This window comes from Nostoc sp., from assembly GCF_036917415.1.
Taxonomy (GTDB): Bacteria; Cyanobacteriota; Cyanobacteriia; order Cyanobacteriales; family Nostocaceae; genus Nostoc.
The window spans coordinates 1-15193 of record NZ_JBALDJ010000040.1 but is presented as its reverse complement, the minus strand read 5'-3'; the positions used below and the strand labels follow the sequence as shown (position 1 = coordinate 15193).

Genomic DNA, 15193 nt, shown 5'->3' with positions numbered 1-15193 from the left:
ATTGTGTTGATCCAAGGAAAAATTACAGAGTTATATTCAAAATATCAGGTTTTGGTAAAGACTATCAATGCACCAAGTTAATTTGAAAGAAGCTGAGACTCGCCTAGCAGAATTAATTGAAGAGGCGGCTGCTGGAGAAGAAGTCATCATCATGCGTAATGATGGGACATCTTTCAAAATTGTGCCACTTAATGGAGTAGAAGTACGCCCCAAGTTTGGTAGTGCTAGGGGTTTAGTGAAAATGTCAGATGATTTTGATCAGCCGTTGGCAGATTTTGAGGAATACGCTCCATGAGGCTCCTGCTCGACACCCATACGTTTTTATGGTTTATTGAGGGCAGTTTCAATCTCAGTGACACTGCAAAAAACCTGATTGAAGATCAGGAAAATCAAAGATTTTTGAGCATTGCGAGTCTTTGGGAAATGTCTATCAAGATCAGTATCGGCAAACTAAAACTGGAAATGACTTTTACTGAGTTGGTCAAGCAACAGGTTTATTGTAATGCTATTGAATTGCTTAAAATACGACCAGAACATTTAGATGAGTTAGCGAAGCTGCCTTTCTACCATAAAGATCCATTTAATCGGCTTATAATTTCTCAAAGTTTGGTGGAGAGCATACCTATAGTTACCAGAGACAGTATGTTTGAAAGTTATTCTGTGCAGATATTGTGGTGAATTGTACCGCTTTTATGAGATCGCTGAACTTGAAGGCTAAACGTATGTATGGATATAGATGCGAGTATTGCAAAGGAACTGTTCAACCCCGAACTGTCAAACGCGAAGCATTTAAACATAGAGATGGATTTGTCATCTTTGAAGATGTAACCATTGGTGTTTGTGATACCTGCGGCAATCGGTACTACTCAGCTGATATTCTTCATGCGGTTCATGCTGTTGCAACTGGAGCGAAACCTCCTGAAAGAACCGAACAAATTCCGGTCATTCATCTAGAATCAGCATAATCAACGCTGCATAAGGTTAGATCCTAAATCTCAAAATACTACTTGTTCCAATGGCTGACCTGCTTTTACTTGTAACCGAATTATGAAAAATATTGCATTGACGCAAGGTAAAATTACAGTTCCAGAAAGCACTCTTCTAGAAGAATTCTTAAAACTTCCATACATTGAAGAGTCACCAGCTTGGGAATATATTAACGGAGAGGTAATTCAGAAACCAATGGGAGGGGCTAAACACAGTTTATTGCAAAAACGTTTAGTTACAGTGATTGATGCGTTGGGCAGTAACTACGAAGCCTTTCCTGAATTGCGCTGTACCTGCGGTAATCGTTCAGTAGTTCCTGATGTGGTTGTTATTTCTACCAATCAACTCCCACTCGATGAAAACGGTGAAATTATCAGCAGTGGTATTGATTTTGCACCCGCTTGGGTAATAGAAATTCTTTCTCCGGCTCAAAGTCAAACTAAAGTAACTGGAAATATTTTACACTGTTTGAGAAATGGCAGTCAGTTAGGATGGTTGATTGATCCAAGTGAACGTTGTATTTTAGTTTATCAGCCTAATTCTTTACCAGATTTGTTATCAGGACAAGATATATTACCAGTGTTAGAAGATTTGAATTTGACGCTTTCTGTTAATGAAGTCTTTGCTTGGTTACAGAGGAAAGTTTGACAGCAACTCACAATTACCAAAAAATCTGCATCTTGTGTGAATATGACTTACTGTGTTTTTTAAATAAATCCTAACTGAACGAAAAAGCAGGGTATTTTCTACAGATTATTAGATGATGGTATCGAAATTCTACGGGTTGTGAGTGGTCGTCGCAACTTTCCGTCTCTTTTTGAGGAATCCAACTAAAAGTTTTTTAGCCAAGCGCGATCGCCATTGCCACATTCTCATAAAATGCGATGTCTACGAAAAGCTCGCCTACGCAATTGAACAAATCAATCGCACTTTGATAAATATTTTCTAAATCATCCTGTAATTTATTCATTAAATTAGTGGTTAAATGATTATTTAAGTCATATCTAAAGGTTTTAACTTCTCCAATCCAATGACGATAGTTTCTTTCATATTCCACCTGCCAATATTGGAGTAATACCAAACGCCACCTATTGATGGAGAGACATTCGTAAACCAAATTCTAAAGCGGTTTCGATAAGGACATCAAACGCAACCCCTGAGACACTGTGAATTTTGAGTGGTATTGGGTTAAAAAAGAAACATGAAAATCATAAAACCTATCACCAATTGGTTAGAAACCCGCGCTAGCGCCCCTGCTTATGGCGGTTGGGTACTAGCAGCAACAGCTATTTGTTTTTTTGGCGCAGGTATCAATACGATGGCTGGTTGGCTTTACGCCATTAGCGGCATTAGTTTTGCCCTTTTGGGTGTAGCAGCCATCTTACCGCCGCGATCGCTCACAAATCTATCCATTACCCGCCGTCCCATTCAGCCTGTGTCAGCAGGTGACGATCTAACGGTGGAATTAGAAATCTGCAATCAGACACAGCAGCCTGTAAGCTTATTGCAAGTTGAAGATATACTGCCCTTCGTCTTGGGGAAACCAGTACAAAAGGCCATCGAAACAATTCCTAGCCAAGGTAGTTACCGTTGGGTATATTACCACCCTACCCAGCGCCGGGGTGTTTATCGCTGGCACACAGTCGAACTTGGTTCTGGTGCGCCTTTGGGATTGTTCTGGTGTCGCCGTCAGCGTGATTGTGCTGCTACAGCGATCGTTTATCCTACAGTGTTGCCCTTGGCTACCTGCCCCTTAGTAGACGAAATGGGGCAAGAAGAGAGCAAAAGGGGCGATCCTCGTGGTAAACCCTTGCAAACAGCGACAACGGGGCTGGTGCGATCGCTCCGTCCTTATCGTTTAGGAGATCCTACTCGCTTGATTCACTGGCGGACTAGCGCCCGTTATGGCGAATTAAGGGTGCGAGAGTTAGAAATGGTAACAGGTGGACAAGAAATAGTTATTGCCCTAGACAGTGCTAGCAATTGGGAAGAAGAAAACGTTGAACAAGCAGTAATTGCCGCAGCATCACTGTATTTTTATGCACAGCAACAACAATTACAGGTGCAACTGTGGACGGCATCAACAAATTTAATCAAAGGCGATCGCTTTGTTCTAGAAACCTTAGCAGCAACCAGAGCATTAGAAGATGCCAGTTCAGTAGTTCCTAAAAGCCATCCTTTGATTTGGCTGACTCAAAACCCCCTGAGTCTTGCTACTCTTCCTCAAGGTAGTCGTTGGGTTTTGTGGCCAAATATTTCCTCACCAGCAGAACAACAGGTAATCAATTGGGAGCGCCCTGGTATAATTTTGCAAAGCGATGTCTACGACGGGCTATGCCTACGCCCACTGCAAACCCAACTACAAAAAACATTACATTCATAAATCAATTCAAATTTTATAATTTCAAAGACTGCTGACAAGTTCAGCTTCTGCGATTTCTGAGATTTTCTCCGATCCCAGTACACCGGATATATCAGCCTTTGAGCAAAGGTAAGACAATTTGAGCAGATAAGGTTGGGGAAATACACCCAGTAATCCTCTAGTGAGGCTGAGGTACAATGCAAAGAAATATTTAAATTATGAACGACATGATCGCATCAGAACATAACACAAAATCCAGCGATAAAAGCCTAGAGGCAATGCGGCATTTTTCCGAACAATACGCCAAGCGTACTGGAACATACTTCTGTTCTGAACCTTCTGTCACCGCAGTTGTGATTGAAGGACTAGCCAAACATAAAGACGAACTGGGTGCGCCTTTATGTCCTTGTCGCCATTACGAAGATAAAGAAGCTGAGATTCACGCCACATATTGGAACTGTCCTTGTGTGCCAATGAGAGAACGCAAAGAGTGCCATTGCATGTTATTCCTCACCCCTGACAACGAGTTTGCTGGAGAAAAACAAGAAATCTCTCTGCAAACAATCAAAGAAGTACGAGACAGCATGGGATGAGCGAAATCATCCCCCAAGAGTTTTGGCAAGGCGTAGAACAGTTCAATTCTGGACAGTTCTACGCTTGTCATGACACTTTAGAGGCTTTGTGGATTGAAGCTGGCGAACCGGAAAAAACCTTTTATCAAGGAATTCTCCAAATTGCTGTAGCACTGTATCATTTGGAAAATCGGAACTGGCGAGGTGCTGTAATTCTATTGGGAGAAGGCAGCAATCGCCTACGCCGTTACCCATCTAGTTACAGCGGCGTTGACGTAGATGAGCTATTGAGTCAGAGTGCAGTGTTGTTGACGACTTTACAACAAATAGGGCCAGACTTGATTACGGCTGATGACTTGCGTGAAAATAAAGCCCTATCTTTACCTAGAATTGTGCTAGTTACTGATTAGTAAAGATTAACATGCAGGACTTGATGAGTGTTGTCGCTCTTGAATTCGTCAAAACTCCACTGAGAACGAGCCTACAACTGTAAACGGTGCACCAGGGGCAATAAAGGTTCTATTCTGGCCAACTTCAATGTAGTCAACATTAAAAAGATTCTTGAAGTTGAGGCCAAGCTTCCAGCTATTTTGCCGATAAAAAATGCTGGCATCAGTCCGCAAGTAGCTATCTGTTTCAAAGGAATTAGCCAGATCACCCTCACGTTTGCCAACGTAAAACAAACCTAAGCCAAAGCCTAGCCCTTTCCAATTCCCGGTTTGAAGTTCATAGGTTGTCCACAAGCTTGCAGCGTTAAAGGGTACGTTGAAAAGTTGGTTTCCTTGTTGTCCATCGTTGCTTTGGGTGATTTTGGCATCGGTGTAGGCGTAAGAAGCAATGACATTCCAGCCTGGAAGAATTTTCCCGGCAATATCCAACTCAACACAGGCGAGACAAAAAAACGTTCAACCTCTTGGTCGAAGTCCCGAAAATATCCGCCATGCTCATAAACTGCATTTAACCGATACAGCAGTGTACGCTCTGTGTTTAACGAACCTGATATATCTAAGGTCGGTCGAACCAGACCAAAACTTCCTGCTTGCACTCCAAAAGAATAAAAAGGATTTTCAAGTGGTTGTTTGGTAACAAAGTTGATCGCACCACCAGGGTCTACATTGCCATATAGTACTGAAGCTGGTCCTTATGGTCATAATTAGCGACTGGTAGCTGGTAAGAAATTAATACTAATTATTTTCAATAATTTTACTACGATTTATCCATAACTATTGACAACAGCACAACTCACTAAATTTTATCAAGGTTTTGGCTACATCCCACACCAATGAGGTATGGGATGTAGCCAAAAAAGTTAAGACCTTTATATTAAGCTGTAGTAGATTTCATTTAAAATTTCCTGAAACCTTGAGGTTGGGGGTAGCGTCACTATTTCAGCCAGTAGTTATCGGAAATCACTCCAGATTGGATATTTCATATCTGGATAAAGTACTTGAGATAATTAGAATGCAAGCCCAAATCCTAAATCCCCAATTGCTATGATGCCCTGCTATGAATTGCCCTTATCACAGATACGTCGCTTTGGATTAGCTTTAATGCTGCCAGTTGCACTCTTGGGCGCTTTTGCCTTCCCTACCCAAGTGCAAACCGCTACTGCACAAACATCTGAGGCAAATCGCCCCCTCACTATCCGCGCTGATGTGCAAGAATATGACGCGAAAAATCAAGTAATCACCGCTCGCGGTAATGTGCAAATGTTGTATCCGGCTCGCCAACTTCAGGCAACATCTGCCCAAGCACAGTATTTTAGTAAAGAGCGCCGAATTGATTTCAGTGGCAATGTCTATATTTTGCAACAGGGCGGTAACAGTATTCGGGCGGAGAAAGTAACTTATTTAATTGATGAAGGGCGATTTGTTGCTTTACCCCAATCCAACCGTCAGGTAGAGTCCATCTACATGGTGCAGGAATCAGATAATAATGGACAAACTGCGACACCTGCCCCAAAGACACCACCTTTGAAGCCTTCTAATTAGCATTTACCACCAATAAAGGGTAGCTTCCAGAGTGAAAATTGTTTTAGAGAATATTCACAAATCTTACGGTAAGCGAGTAATTGTCAATCGTGTCAACCTTTCTGTTGCTCAGGGTGAAGTTGTTGGTTTACTAGGCCCCAATGGGGCTGGTAAAACCACAACCTTTTACATTGCTACAGGTTTAGAAAAACCCAATCAAGGAAAAGTCTGGCTGGGTAATGTAGAGGTGACGGGAATGCCAATGCATGAAAGGGCACAACTGGGTATTGGCTATCTAGCACAAGAACCAAGTGTTTTTCGCCAACTCTCGGTAGAGGATAATATTCTGTTAGTGCTAGAGCAAACTAATGTGCCACGATGGGAGTGGTCAAGGCGACTCAGAACTTTACTGCGGGAGTTTCGGTTGGAAAAATTAGCTAGGAGTAAAGGAATTCAACTTTCTGGTGGTGAGCGACGGCGGACGGAATTAGCAAGGTCTTTAGCTGCTGGACGAGAAGGTCCAAAATTTTTACTTTTGGATGAACCATTTGCGGGAGTAGATCCGATCGCAGTCTCAGAAATTCAGCAAATCGTAGCACGACTGCGCGATCGCGGTATGGGAATCTTAATTACAGATCATAATGTCCGCGAAACCCTCGCGATCACCGATCGCGCCTACATCATGCGTGAGGGACAAATTCTCGCTTTTGGCGCTGCTGACGAACTCTACAGCAATTCCCTCGTGCGGCAATATTATTTGGGGGATAATTTTCAAGTCTAAATTAATAATTATTTAGTTAATAATTTCAAAGGATATTTTGATTTTTGATTCTTCAGCATGAATTTATTAGTTAGCTTTTAGCCATTAAGAATTTAATTTTGATAGTAAATACAGTAGAGATACTTTGCTTTACCAGGGTTGCCAATATTTAAATTTTAAAATTGCTTATGATATCAAAGAAGCTCACGTCTTTCAAGAGTCTCTATTCGCTGCTGCCTTTTACGATCATGGATCGCTACCTTGCCAGCGAATTGTTAGCGCCGTTTTTCTTTGGTGTCGGAGCTTTTTCATCAATTGGCGTCACTATTGATGCTGTATTCGATCTCATCAGAAAAATTGTAGAATCTGGGCTACCCATAGACATTGCTATTCAAGTTTTTTTGTTAAAATTTCCCAATTTTATCGTTTTAGCTTTCCCCATGTCCACGCTGCTGGCTACTTTGATGACCTACAGTCGTCTTTCTAGCGAGAGCGAACTAATTGCCCTGCGTGGTTGTGGCGTCAGTGTCTATCGTATAGTGCTAACTGCTGTGATGTTAAGTCTTGTGGTTACAGGAATGACATTTGTGTTTAACGAAGAAATTGCACCAGCAGCAAATTATCAAGCGGCGATGACTCTGGATAAAGCCCTGAAATCAGACAAGCCAACTTTTAAACAGCAAAATATTTTCTATCCTGAATACCAGGATGTTGCCCAGCCGGATGGCTCTAAGAATCGGATATTGACACGCTTGTTTTACGCCGACCAATTTGATGGTAAACGGATGAAAGGGTTGACAATTATAGATCGCTCAACAAAAAATCTGAATCAAATTGTGGTATCAGAATCTGCTCAGTGGAATCCTTCTCAAAATGTCTGGGATTTTTACAACGGTACAATCTATTTTGTTGCTGCCGATCGCTCTTATCGTAACATCATCAAATTTGAACACCAACAACTGCAACTACCGCGCACGCCATTAAGTTTGGCAGAAAAAAGCCGGGATTATGGTGAAATGAATATTTCTGAAGCACTAAATCAACTAGAAGTGGAAAATCTTGGTGGCGATCGCCAAAAAATTCGTAAACTTGAAGTGCGGATTCAACAAAAAATCTCTTTGCCCTTTGTATGCGTGGTTTTCGGCTTGGTAGGTGCAGCGATGGGAAGCATACCCCAGCGGACGGGGAGAGGTACAAGCTTTGGGATTAGTGTCGTAGTTATATTTTCGTACTACTTAATATTCTTTATTAGTGGGGCGATCGCACAAGCAGGTGTCCTCTCTCCCTTTATGGGGGCTTGGTTGCCCAACTTTCTTTTTTTGGGAATAGGTCTATTCTTATTGATACGAGTTGCGAGACGGTAAATTGAGGGGGATGCAGAAGTACACAAACAATATTAAACACCTGGTGAAATTAAATATGCGTTATCCATAACCCTTGCATAAACATAGCAGTAGTAAGTCTCTACATTCTTTTTCACCAGATGTCTATTATTCTCCCTCATCCCCCCACTTCAATTACGGGTGATAATTTCGACATTGTGGTGCATCAGGGTTTTCCTTGCAGTATTCTTCAAAAGAAACTTTCGCTGATATCATACCCTCAGCTTTCTGATGAGCTGCTTCTGCCTGAAGTTCTTCTACCTCATCCCAGGCAGCTGCACAGGGTTTAGAATAAGCACCTTGTTCAGTGCAAATAGCACGAGCCTGCTCAATTGCTTTTTGAATTCTCTCCTCCAGCAGTAGCGCTTTTGGCGCTTCCACAAAGTCGCTTTTAGTCAAAATGTCGGTAATCGAGATGATGCCCAACAGCTTACCTTGAATCACAGGTGCGCGATGAATACCAGTATTAGCAAATAACCGCGCTACATATTCCACACCCAAATCAGGATTGACCACAATGCAGGGCTTGCTCATAATTTCATAAACCCGCACTTGCTTTGGATCTTTCCCGTAGGCTGTTATCTTATAAACAATATCTGTTTCTGTGACAATGCCATAAGCATCATTGTCATAGCGACGATCCACAACCAGCGCCCGCAATCCTTTATCCTTCATCAGCCCTACCGCTTCAGCAACAGTTGCCGAACCGCGAATGGTAACTACATCTTTGGTCATGATATCTTCAGCTTTCATCATTGCTGTAGTCTCCTGGTTAATAGTCCGGTGCAGCACAGCGCCCTCATGGACGTATCGAAGCATTGCAGCGCACAGTTGGCTAACTAGAAAGTAAAAAAAGTTGAACTTTTGCCCAGCTACAACAATAAATTAGACTAGTTGTCAACTTCTGATGTTATCCAATGTAACCAATGCCCAAAAATTAGGCATAAATTGTGTTGAAGAAGAATCCAGAAGTCAAAATTCAGGAATCAGAACAAAAAAGTGGGGGATTCAGACCCACCACTAATTGTAGACCGCTAAATTTTCAATTTAGCGGGGGTCTTAAACTCCCTTATTCATCCGCCAGTCGTACAGAATTCATGCTGAATTCTGACTCCTAACTCCTGAATTCTATTTATTCAGGACTTACGCAAAAAATCTCTATGACTCTTATTTCTCCGTGTTCTCTGCGTTCTCTGTGGTTCGATTTTCTGTTACTTGTGCGTAAGTCCTATTATTTTTTAATTGCCGAAAATTGCCGCATTTTCCAGAAATAGCTAGAAATCCAATTGGTAATAATATGAGCAACAATCGGCACTAACAAGTTGCCCGTAAACAAAGCACTATATGCCAATATCATCCCGACAATCGTGGCCCAAATTACATAAGGCCATTGTTGGGAACCGCTAAAATGCAAAATACCAAAGCAAAGACTGGATACAATTACAGCTGTAATATCGGAGCCTAAAGCTGGCAGCATCACACCTCTAAATAACAATTCTTCACTCAACCCTGGTAGCAACCCCAGCCAAATTAAATCTGGTAAGGTTAAAGGCTTCAGTACCACTTCTAAGTAATAATCTGCACTTTTACGATAGGCAGTCCAGAGGCAATAAGTGAAGCCACTTAACGCAGTGATGAAGAACCCCAACCCTATACCTAACAGCAAGTCTTTATGGTTCAAGTCCCAAGAAAATAGTGAAAAGTTGCCAAAATATAACGAAAGTTTGGCGACTATCAACAAAATGATTGCAGTCGCTCCCATCGCCCCAAGTATTTGGATGCGCGTCAAGTATGGAATTTCTGGCTCTTGCTTTTGTTGTTCAATCACAGGTTTTTAGAGAGAGTGGGGAGTGAAGGGTGGGGAGGTAAGTAGGTCGGCGTAAAAATTTGTCGTTGGGATAAGGTAGGAGGCAGGAGGCAGCTATGCTGCATGGAAAAGGGTTTTAGTCTACTTTATCTTTATTCACATAGTTTGGTTTTATTGTGCCAACTTACTTAGAGGGAGAATTAACTAATGACCAATGACTAATGACTAATTGACTGCAAAGGTAATAATTTGGGACGGAGAGCGCAGGGATTGATGCCTGCTTTGTGTGCTACCAATACACCTACTGCTTCTAAATATGAGTTTACCTGTATAGATTTGATCCCCAAGGGTTGGGCAGGAACTTTTATCAGAGTTTTATTCTCTTCTACTGTAATTATTTGGCATCGTTTTTGGCTTAAACTTAGTAAGGCACTGCTACCACAAGCATTTGCAGGTACGATCGCAGCATCTACTTCATCTACCCAAATATCTTCTTGCGGCGATCCTATTGCTCCTCTCTCTACTATAAATTGTGGGGCACGACTTAATCCGACAAGGACGCACGGCAAAAAGGTATAGCCCAATTCTTCGGCGGCGGAACGGGGTGATAAATCAGGTTGTGGAGGTTCGCTCAAAAGGGCGGGAGAATGGGCGCAAGGAATTTGAAAGGTTCGCACTAGCAAATGGCTAATTACAGCTTCTGCACCCGCTAGAGAATCTACGCCTTCACCTTGGCGGTATTTTTGTACTGCTTCTGAGTCCATATCATCGGGGAAACGGGCAACAACTGCGATCGCTTCTGCCCCCGCTTTTTTAATTAATATCTCAGCTGCCCGTAACAAACTATCTGGGTTGCCAATTGTTCCCCAACTAGCTCCCGATGCGGTAGTCCGTAATTCTACATTTAACGGCGCATCTGTAATTACATAATCTGTTAAAGTCAATCCCAGAGTTGCCCTAACTGCATCGGCTGCTTGTATATGTCGTAGCCGTAACTCTAGCTCAATGGCTTGGTCTAAAAGCAAACCTACTTTGTTAGTGTGGACTGGACGCAAACCCCAGCATCCAGACGCGAATTTGTCAAGTCCGTAACCTTCAACATAGAAAGCATTTGGGAGGTTCCAATACAAACTCGCGCCATTCAGGACATTGGGGTGAGTAATTAGGCGATCGCAAACCTGTGCTATAACTCTAGCAACAGGTAAAGCATCTCCTGCATAACCCCCAATAGCAGCCCCAACGCCAGTTGGTACAATTAAGATAGCTGTGTAGGGACGATTCATATCGAGTGCTGTTAGCTCTCTTCTCTACGAGAGGCTGCGCCAACGGGGCGTTTAGCCTGTGGTAAGTGAGGAGTTAATTAAAAATTAGGAGTTCTATCTACCTGCTGCCTCCTGCCCCCTGCCCCCTGCCTTCTAACTCTTGACTGTAGTCACCACTGCTTCAACTGTCGCTTTTTGTTCGTCAACATCTACAGAGGTAACAGCCCAACGGAGGGGTTCGCCTTGTTTTTTCAACTCTGTTTCAATTGCTTCTAGTAATTCTGCCGGAGTTTCTTGTAAATCAATTTCTGCGGTAATAAAATGAGTTGTCATCTTGGTAAATCCTGTTGATTTGTAGTTTCTAGAATAGCTGATGTCAGTTGCGATGAAATACTTATGTTATTTATCAGATTTGGTAATGTTCGGTGGACAGTTATTCAGTTATGAATAATCATCCGATATACTGATAACTGCTCACAGATTATTTGTCTTTGCCAAATTGTAAATGATAAACAATGTCTTCCTTTTCTGTCTCAAGTTTCAAATCAGAAAGGGGTTTCGCAACACAAAGCAATACATAACCTTGCTTTTGTAAATCTGGACTAACGCCCATGCCATCAGTTTGATCCACAGTTCCCTTAGATAGTTGACCGGCGCAAGTTGTACAAACACCAGCATTGCAAGAACTCGGCAGTTCCAAACCAGCAGCATCGGCAACTGATAAGATCGTTTCATCTTCGGGAACTTGCAAAGTATGAATTTTGCCTTGATGATTAATTTCTACGGTGTAAGTTTTGGACATAGACAAAGGAAGTGTGACGCAACGATAACTTTAGAGATTCAGGCTTGAACCTTCATAAGTTCAGTGGACAAGAAGGTTATTTTATCTGATAAATAAGCACATTACCAACTAAACAAAGACGAAAAGAGAATTATTTTCAAAAAACCTGATCAGGAAAAATAGTTATACAGTGATAATTATAAGTCCTTGCTAGACAAAAAACTTAAAGTAAGGAGATTTACTTGCTGTTAATTCTATTTGTAAAGACTTGTGAGGTTGAATGCTTTTAAAAGTAGGGAAGTGATGATACACACTTAAACGATGTTTGGTTAAATATTTGGAGTGAAGTTAAGAATGCTGGAATCATATCGTAAACACGTTGCAGAAAGAGCAGCACTGGGAATTCCTCCCTTACCATTGGATGCAAAGCAAACATCTGAACTGTGTGAATTACTGAAAAATCCGCCAAAGGGTCAAGAGGAGATATTATTACATTTATTGAGCGATCGCGTTTCTCCTGGTGTCGATCCAGCAGCTTATGTCAAAGCTGGATTTCTCACCGCGATTGCCAAAAAGGAAATCACCAGTCCTTTGATTTCGCGCATAGAAGCAGTGCAATTGCTGGGCACGATGGTAGGTGGTTACAATGTGCAAGCTTTGATTGATTTGCTGCAATGGCCCACCGTATCCGTCTCAGACTCATCTGAAACACCTCTGGTAATGGGCGGACAAGGAAAGGAACCCATCGCCGCTTATGCCGCCAACGCTTTAAGCAAAATCCTCTTGGTGTATGACGCTTACCACGATGTTTTAGAGCTGTCTAAAACCAATCCTTTCGCCAAGCGGGTGATTGACTCTTGGGCGGAAGCTGAATGGTTTACCCTTCGCCCCACAGTAAAAGAAGCGATTACTGTCACCGTTTTTAAAGTTCCTGGCGAAACCAATACCGACGATTTATCCCCTGCCCAAAGCGCCACAACTCGCCCAGATATTCCCTTACACGCCTTAGTGATGTTAGAGTCACGGCAACCAAGAAGCTTGGCAACCATTGCCGAACTGAAGAAAAAAGGGCATCCTGTAGCTTACGTGGGAGATATAGTTGGTACAGGTTCCTCGCGGAAATCTGCTATTAACTCAGTATTGTGGCACATGGGAAATGATATACCTTTTGTGCCAAACAAACGCGCTGGGGGTTATGTTTTAGGTGGTGCGATCGCGCCAATCTTCTTTAACACAGCAGAAGATGCCGGTGCTTTGCCTATTCAGTGCGATGTCACCAAACTAGAAACCGGCATGGTAATTACCATCCATCCCTACAAAGGCGAAATCACAAACGTTGCAGGCGAAGTCATTTCCACCTTTGCCCTCAAACCTGATACCATCCTCGATGAAGTCCGCGCCGGTGGACGCATCCCCCTACTTATTGGACGTACCCTCACCGATAAAACTCGTCTTGCACTTGGTTTAGAACCTAGCACCGTATTTACCCGTCCCCAGCAAGCCTTTGATACAGGTAAAGGCTACAGCCTAGCCCAGAAAATGGTAGGTAAAGCTTGCGCATTACCTGGTGTGCGTCCCGGCACATCCTGCGAACCGATCATTACTACCGTTGGTTCTCAAGATACCACAGGCCCCATGACCCGCGACGAATTAAAAGAACTCGCCTGTCTTGGTTTCAGTGCAGACTTAGTGATACAAAGTTTCTGCCACACAGCAGCTTATCCCAAACCAGTAGACATCCAAACCCATCACGAACTCCCCGATTTCTTTGCCTCCCGTGGCGGTGTCGCCCTCCGTCCCGGTGATGGTATCATCCACTCTTGGTTAAACCGGATGCTGCTACCCGACACCGTGGGAACTGGTGGCGACTCGCACACCCGCTTCCCCTTGGGTATTTCCTTCCCCGCCGGTTCTGGATTAGTGGCCTTTGCAGCAGCTTTGGGTGTCATGCCTTTAGATATGCCAGAGTCAGTATTGGTAAGATTTAAAGGAGAATTGCAACCAGGTATCACCCTGCGCGATGTCGTGAATGCCATTCCTTACGTGGCAATTCAAAAAGGTTTGCTGACAGCAGAGAAGCAGAATAAGAAAAATATTTTCTCTGGGCGAATTTTGGAAATAGAAGGTTTGCCAGATTTAAAAGTTGAACAAGCCTTTGAACTCACCGATGCGAGTGCCGAGCGTTCTTGTGCAGGATGTACAATTAAGCTGAGTGTAGAGACAATTTCGGAATATCTGCGTTCTAACGTAGCACTACTGAAAAATATGATCGCACGCGGCTATCACGATCCGCGTACCATGCTGCGCCGTGTGGCAAAGATGGAAGAATGGTTAGCAAATCCCGTGTTATTAGAAGGCGATGCTGATGCTGAGTATGCCGAAATAATTGAAATTGATTTGAACGAAATCAAAGAACCAATTGTAGCTGCTCCCAATGACCCCGATAATGTTAAATTATTATCGGAAGTTGCTAACGATCCAGTGCAAGAAGTATTCGTCGGTTCTTGTATGACGAATATCGGTCATTATCGGGCAACAGCGAAAGTTTTGGAAGGTGCAGGTGAAGTGAAAACTCGCTTGTGGATAGCACCACCAACGCGCATGGATGAACACCAATTAAAAGAAGAAGGTGTATACAGCGTTTTTGGGGCTGCTGGTGCGCGGACAGAAATGCCAGGATGCAGTTTGTGTATGGGTAATCAGGCGCGAGTTGCTGATGGTACAACAGTGTTTTCTACCTCTACCCGCAACTTCAATAATCGCATGGGTAAAGATGCGCGAGTGTATCTTGGTTCAGCAGAATTAGCCGCAGTTTGTGCGCTACTGGGACGGCTTCCGACAGTGCAGGAATATTTGGATATTGTGGCGAAGAGAATTCATCCTTTTGCAGATGATTTGTATCGGTATTTGAACTTTGATCAAATCTCTGGTTTTGAGGATGAAGGGCGCGTGATTGCGTTGGAAGAGATGCCGAGGATTGAGGATATTTTGGGTATGCCAACGGCGGCGAGGTAGGTAATAGTACGGTGGGCAATGCCCACCTAATTATCTAACATCAACAGGTAAGCAAAAATCAACTTTTGCACTGTTGTTTAATAAAGATACTAATGAGATTATATACAATTGATACTGTCCAGAGAGATAACTATTATAAACTTAAATTTCAGCCCCAAGCAGGAATTATGTTGAAATTTATTAAAAATGTACCTTGCTAAGCAATACTTTTCGGTTAAGAATTAAGCAGTATTGATAATGGAAAAATTAAGTGGCTGGCGTTGAGTACCAGTTCCTCTATGGCACGGTTTCTTAG

17 protein-coding genes and 1 pseudogene are annotated in these 15193 nt (G+C 42.8%); 11 read left to right on the top strand and 7 right to left on the bottom strand.

Features of this window, described 5'->3' with window-relative positions; translation table 11 throughout:
* Positions 1-67 precede the first annotated feature (67 nt).
* The 4 genes from V7K41_RS07210 (at position 68) to V7K41_RS07195 (ending at position 1635) form a co-directional block, all read left to right on the top strand.
* Positions 68-295: a type II toxin-antitoxin system Phd/YefM family antitoxin gene (locus V7K41_RS07210; RefSeq protein ID WP_334846802.1), complete on the top strand. Its 228-nt coding sequence runs from the start codon at positions 68-70 to the stop codon at positions 293-295.
* Positions 292-678, top strand: coding sequence for a type II toxin-antitoxin system VapC family toxin (locus V7K41_RS07205; RefSeq protein ID WP_334846800.1), 387 nt, complete (start codon positions 292-294; stop codon positions 676-678). The genes V7K41_RS07210 and V7K41_RS07205 overlap by 4 nt, the downstream gene beginning before the upstream one ends.
* Positions 679-692: 14 nt before the next feature.
* Complete coding sequence (locus V7K41_RS07200) at positions 693-965, top strand: YgiT-type zinc finger protein (RefSeq protein WP_334846799.1); 273 nt, start codon at positions 693-695, stop codon at positions 963-965.
* Between the two features lie 82 nt (positions 966-1047).
* On the top strand, positions 1048-1635 hold the full coding sequence (locus V7K41_RS07195) for a Uma2 family endonuclease (protein ID WP_334846797.1): 588 nt from the start codon (positions 1048-1050) through the stop codon (positions 1633-1635).
* A gap of 193 nt (positions 1636-1828) precedes the next feature.
* Here the strand turns inward: V7K41_RS07195 and V7K41_RS07190 are convergent, their stop codons facing one another.
* Complete coding sequence (locus V7K41_RS07190) at positions 1829-2068, bottom strand: DUF29 family protein (RefSeq protein ID WP_334846795.1); 240 nt, start codon at positions 2066-2068, stop codon at positions 1829-1831.
* A gap of 120 nt (positions 2069-2188) precedes the next feature.
* Here V7K41_RS07190 and V7K41_RS07185 point away from each other — a divergent pair, with 120 nt between their 5' ends.
* From V7K41_RS07185 to V7K41_RS07175, 3 genes are all read left to right on the top strand, one after another.
* Entirely contained in the window at positions 2189-3370 is a 1182-nt protein-coding gene (locus V7K41_RS07185) for a DUF58 domain-containing protein (protein ID WP_334846794.1), read from the top strand.
* Positions 3371-3576: 206 nt separating this feature from the next.
* Positions 3577-3942 (top strand): ferredoxin thioredoxin reductase catalytic beta subunit, encoded by a 366-nt coding sequence (locus tag V7K41_RS07180; RefSeq protein ID WP_334846822.1) that lies wholly within the window; start codon positions 3577-3579, stop codon positions 3940-3942.
* Positions 3939-4331 (top strand): DUF309 domain-containing protein, encoded by a 393-nt coding sequence (locus tag V7K41_RS07175; protein ID WP_334846792.1) that lies wholly within the window; start codon positions 3939-3941, stop codon positions 4329-4331. The genes V7K41_RS07180 and V7K41_RS07175 overlap by 4 nt, the downstream gene beginning before the upstream one ends.
* Positions 4332-4379: 48 nt before the next feature.
* Here the strand turns inward: V7K41_RS07175 and V7K41_RS07170 are convergent.
* Positions 4380-4805: pseudogene (locus V7K41_RS07170) on the bottom strand (TonB-dependent siderophore receptor); the annotation flags it as partial.
* A 609-nt stretch (positions 4806-5414) separates the two neighbouring features.
* Between V7K41_RS07170 and V7K41_RS07165 the strand changes: the two are divergent.
* The 3 genes from V7K41_RS07165 to V7K41_RS07155 all read left to right on the top strand — a co-directional run bounded on the left by V7K41_RS07165 (position 5415) and on the right by V7K41_RS07155 (position 8015).
* Entirely contained in the window at positions 5415-5912 is a 498-nt protein-coding gene (locus tag V7K41_RS07165; RefSeq protein WP_334846790.1) for an LptA/OstA family protein, read from the top strand.
* A gap of 31 nt (positions 5913-5943) precedes the next feature.
* A complete protein-coding gene (lptB, locus tag V7K41_RS07160; protein ID WP_334846788.1) occupies positions 5944-6672 on the top strand; it encodes an LPS export ABC transporter ATP-binding protein in 729 nt (242 codons plus the stop codon).
* A gap of 227 nt (positions 6673-6899) precedes the next feature.
* Complete coding sequence (locus V7K41_RS07155; protein ID WP_334846786.1) at positions 6900-8015, top strand: LptF/LptG family permease; 1116 nt, start codon at positions 6900-6902, stop codon at positions 8013-8015.
* 153 nt (positions 8016-8168) lie between these two features.
* On the opposite strand, the gene V7K41_RS07150 is transcribed toward V7K41_RS07155, so the two are convergent.
* From V7K41_RS07150 to V7K41_RS07130, 5 genes are all read right to left on the bottom strand, one after another.
* Complete coding sequence (locus V7K41_RS07150; protein WP_292778001.1) at positions 8169-8789, bottom strand: CP12 domain-containing protein; 621 nt, start codon at positions 8787-8789, stop codon at positions 8169-8171.
* Between the two features lie 475 nt (positions 8790-9264).
* Positions 9265-9861 carry a CPBP family intramembrane glutamic endopeptidase gene (locus tag V7K41_RS07145; protein ID WP_334846784.1) on the bottom strand — a complete coding sequence of 199 codons (597 nt, stop codon included), beginning with the start codon at positions 9859-9861 and terminating at the stop codon, positions 9265-9267.
* Between the two features lie 197 nt (positions 9862-10058).
* Positions 10059-11123 carry a DUF3326 domain-containing protein gene (locus tag V7K41_RS07140; protein WP_334846782.1) on the bottom strand — a complete coding sequence of 355 codons (1065 nt, stop codon included), beginning with the start codon at positions 11121-11123 and terminating at the stop codon, positions 10059-10061.
* A 132-nt stretch (positions 11124-11255) separates the two neighbouring features.
* Positions 11256-11435, bottom strand: a complete 180-nt coding sequence (locus tag V7K41_RS07135) for a hypothetical protein (protein ID WP_334846781.1) — start codon at positions 11433-11435, stop codon at positions 11256-11258.
* A 148-nt stretch (positions 11436-11583) separates the two neighbouring features.
* The gene (locus V7K41_RS07130; RefSeq protein WP_334846779.1) at positions 11584-11904 is read right to left on the bottom strand and encodes a 2Fe-2S iron-sulfur cluster-binding protein; all 321 of its coding nucleotides are present in this window, start codon (positions 11902-11904) and stop codon (positions 11584-11586) included.
* 333 nt (positions 11905-12237) lie between these two features.
* Between V7K41_RS07130 and acnB the strand changes: the two genes are divergently transcribed.
* On the top strand, positions 12238-14898 hold the full coding sequence (acnB, locus tag V7K41_RS07125) for a bifunctional aconitate hydratase 2/2-methylisocitrate dehydratase (protein ID WP_334846777.1): 2661 nt from the start codon (positions 12238-12240) through the stop codon (positions 14896-14898).
* Positions 14899-15193 lie beyond the last annotated feature (295 nt).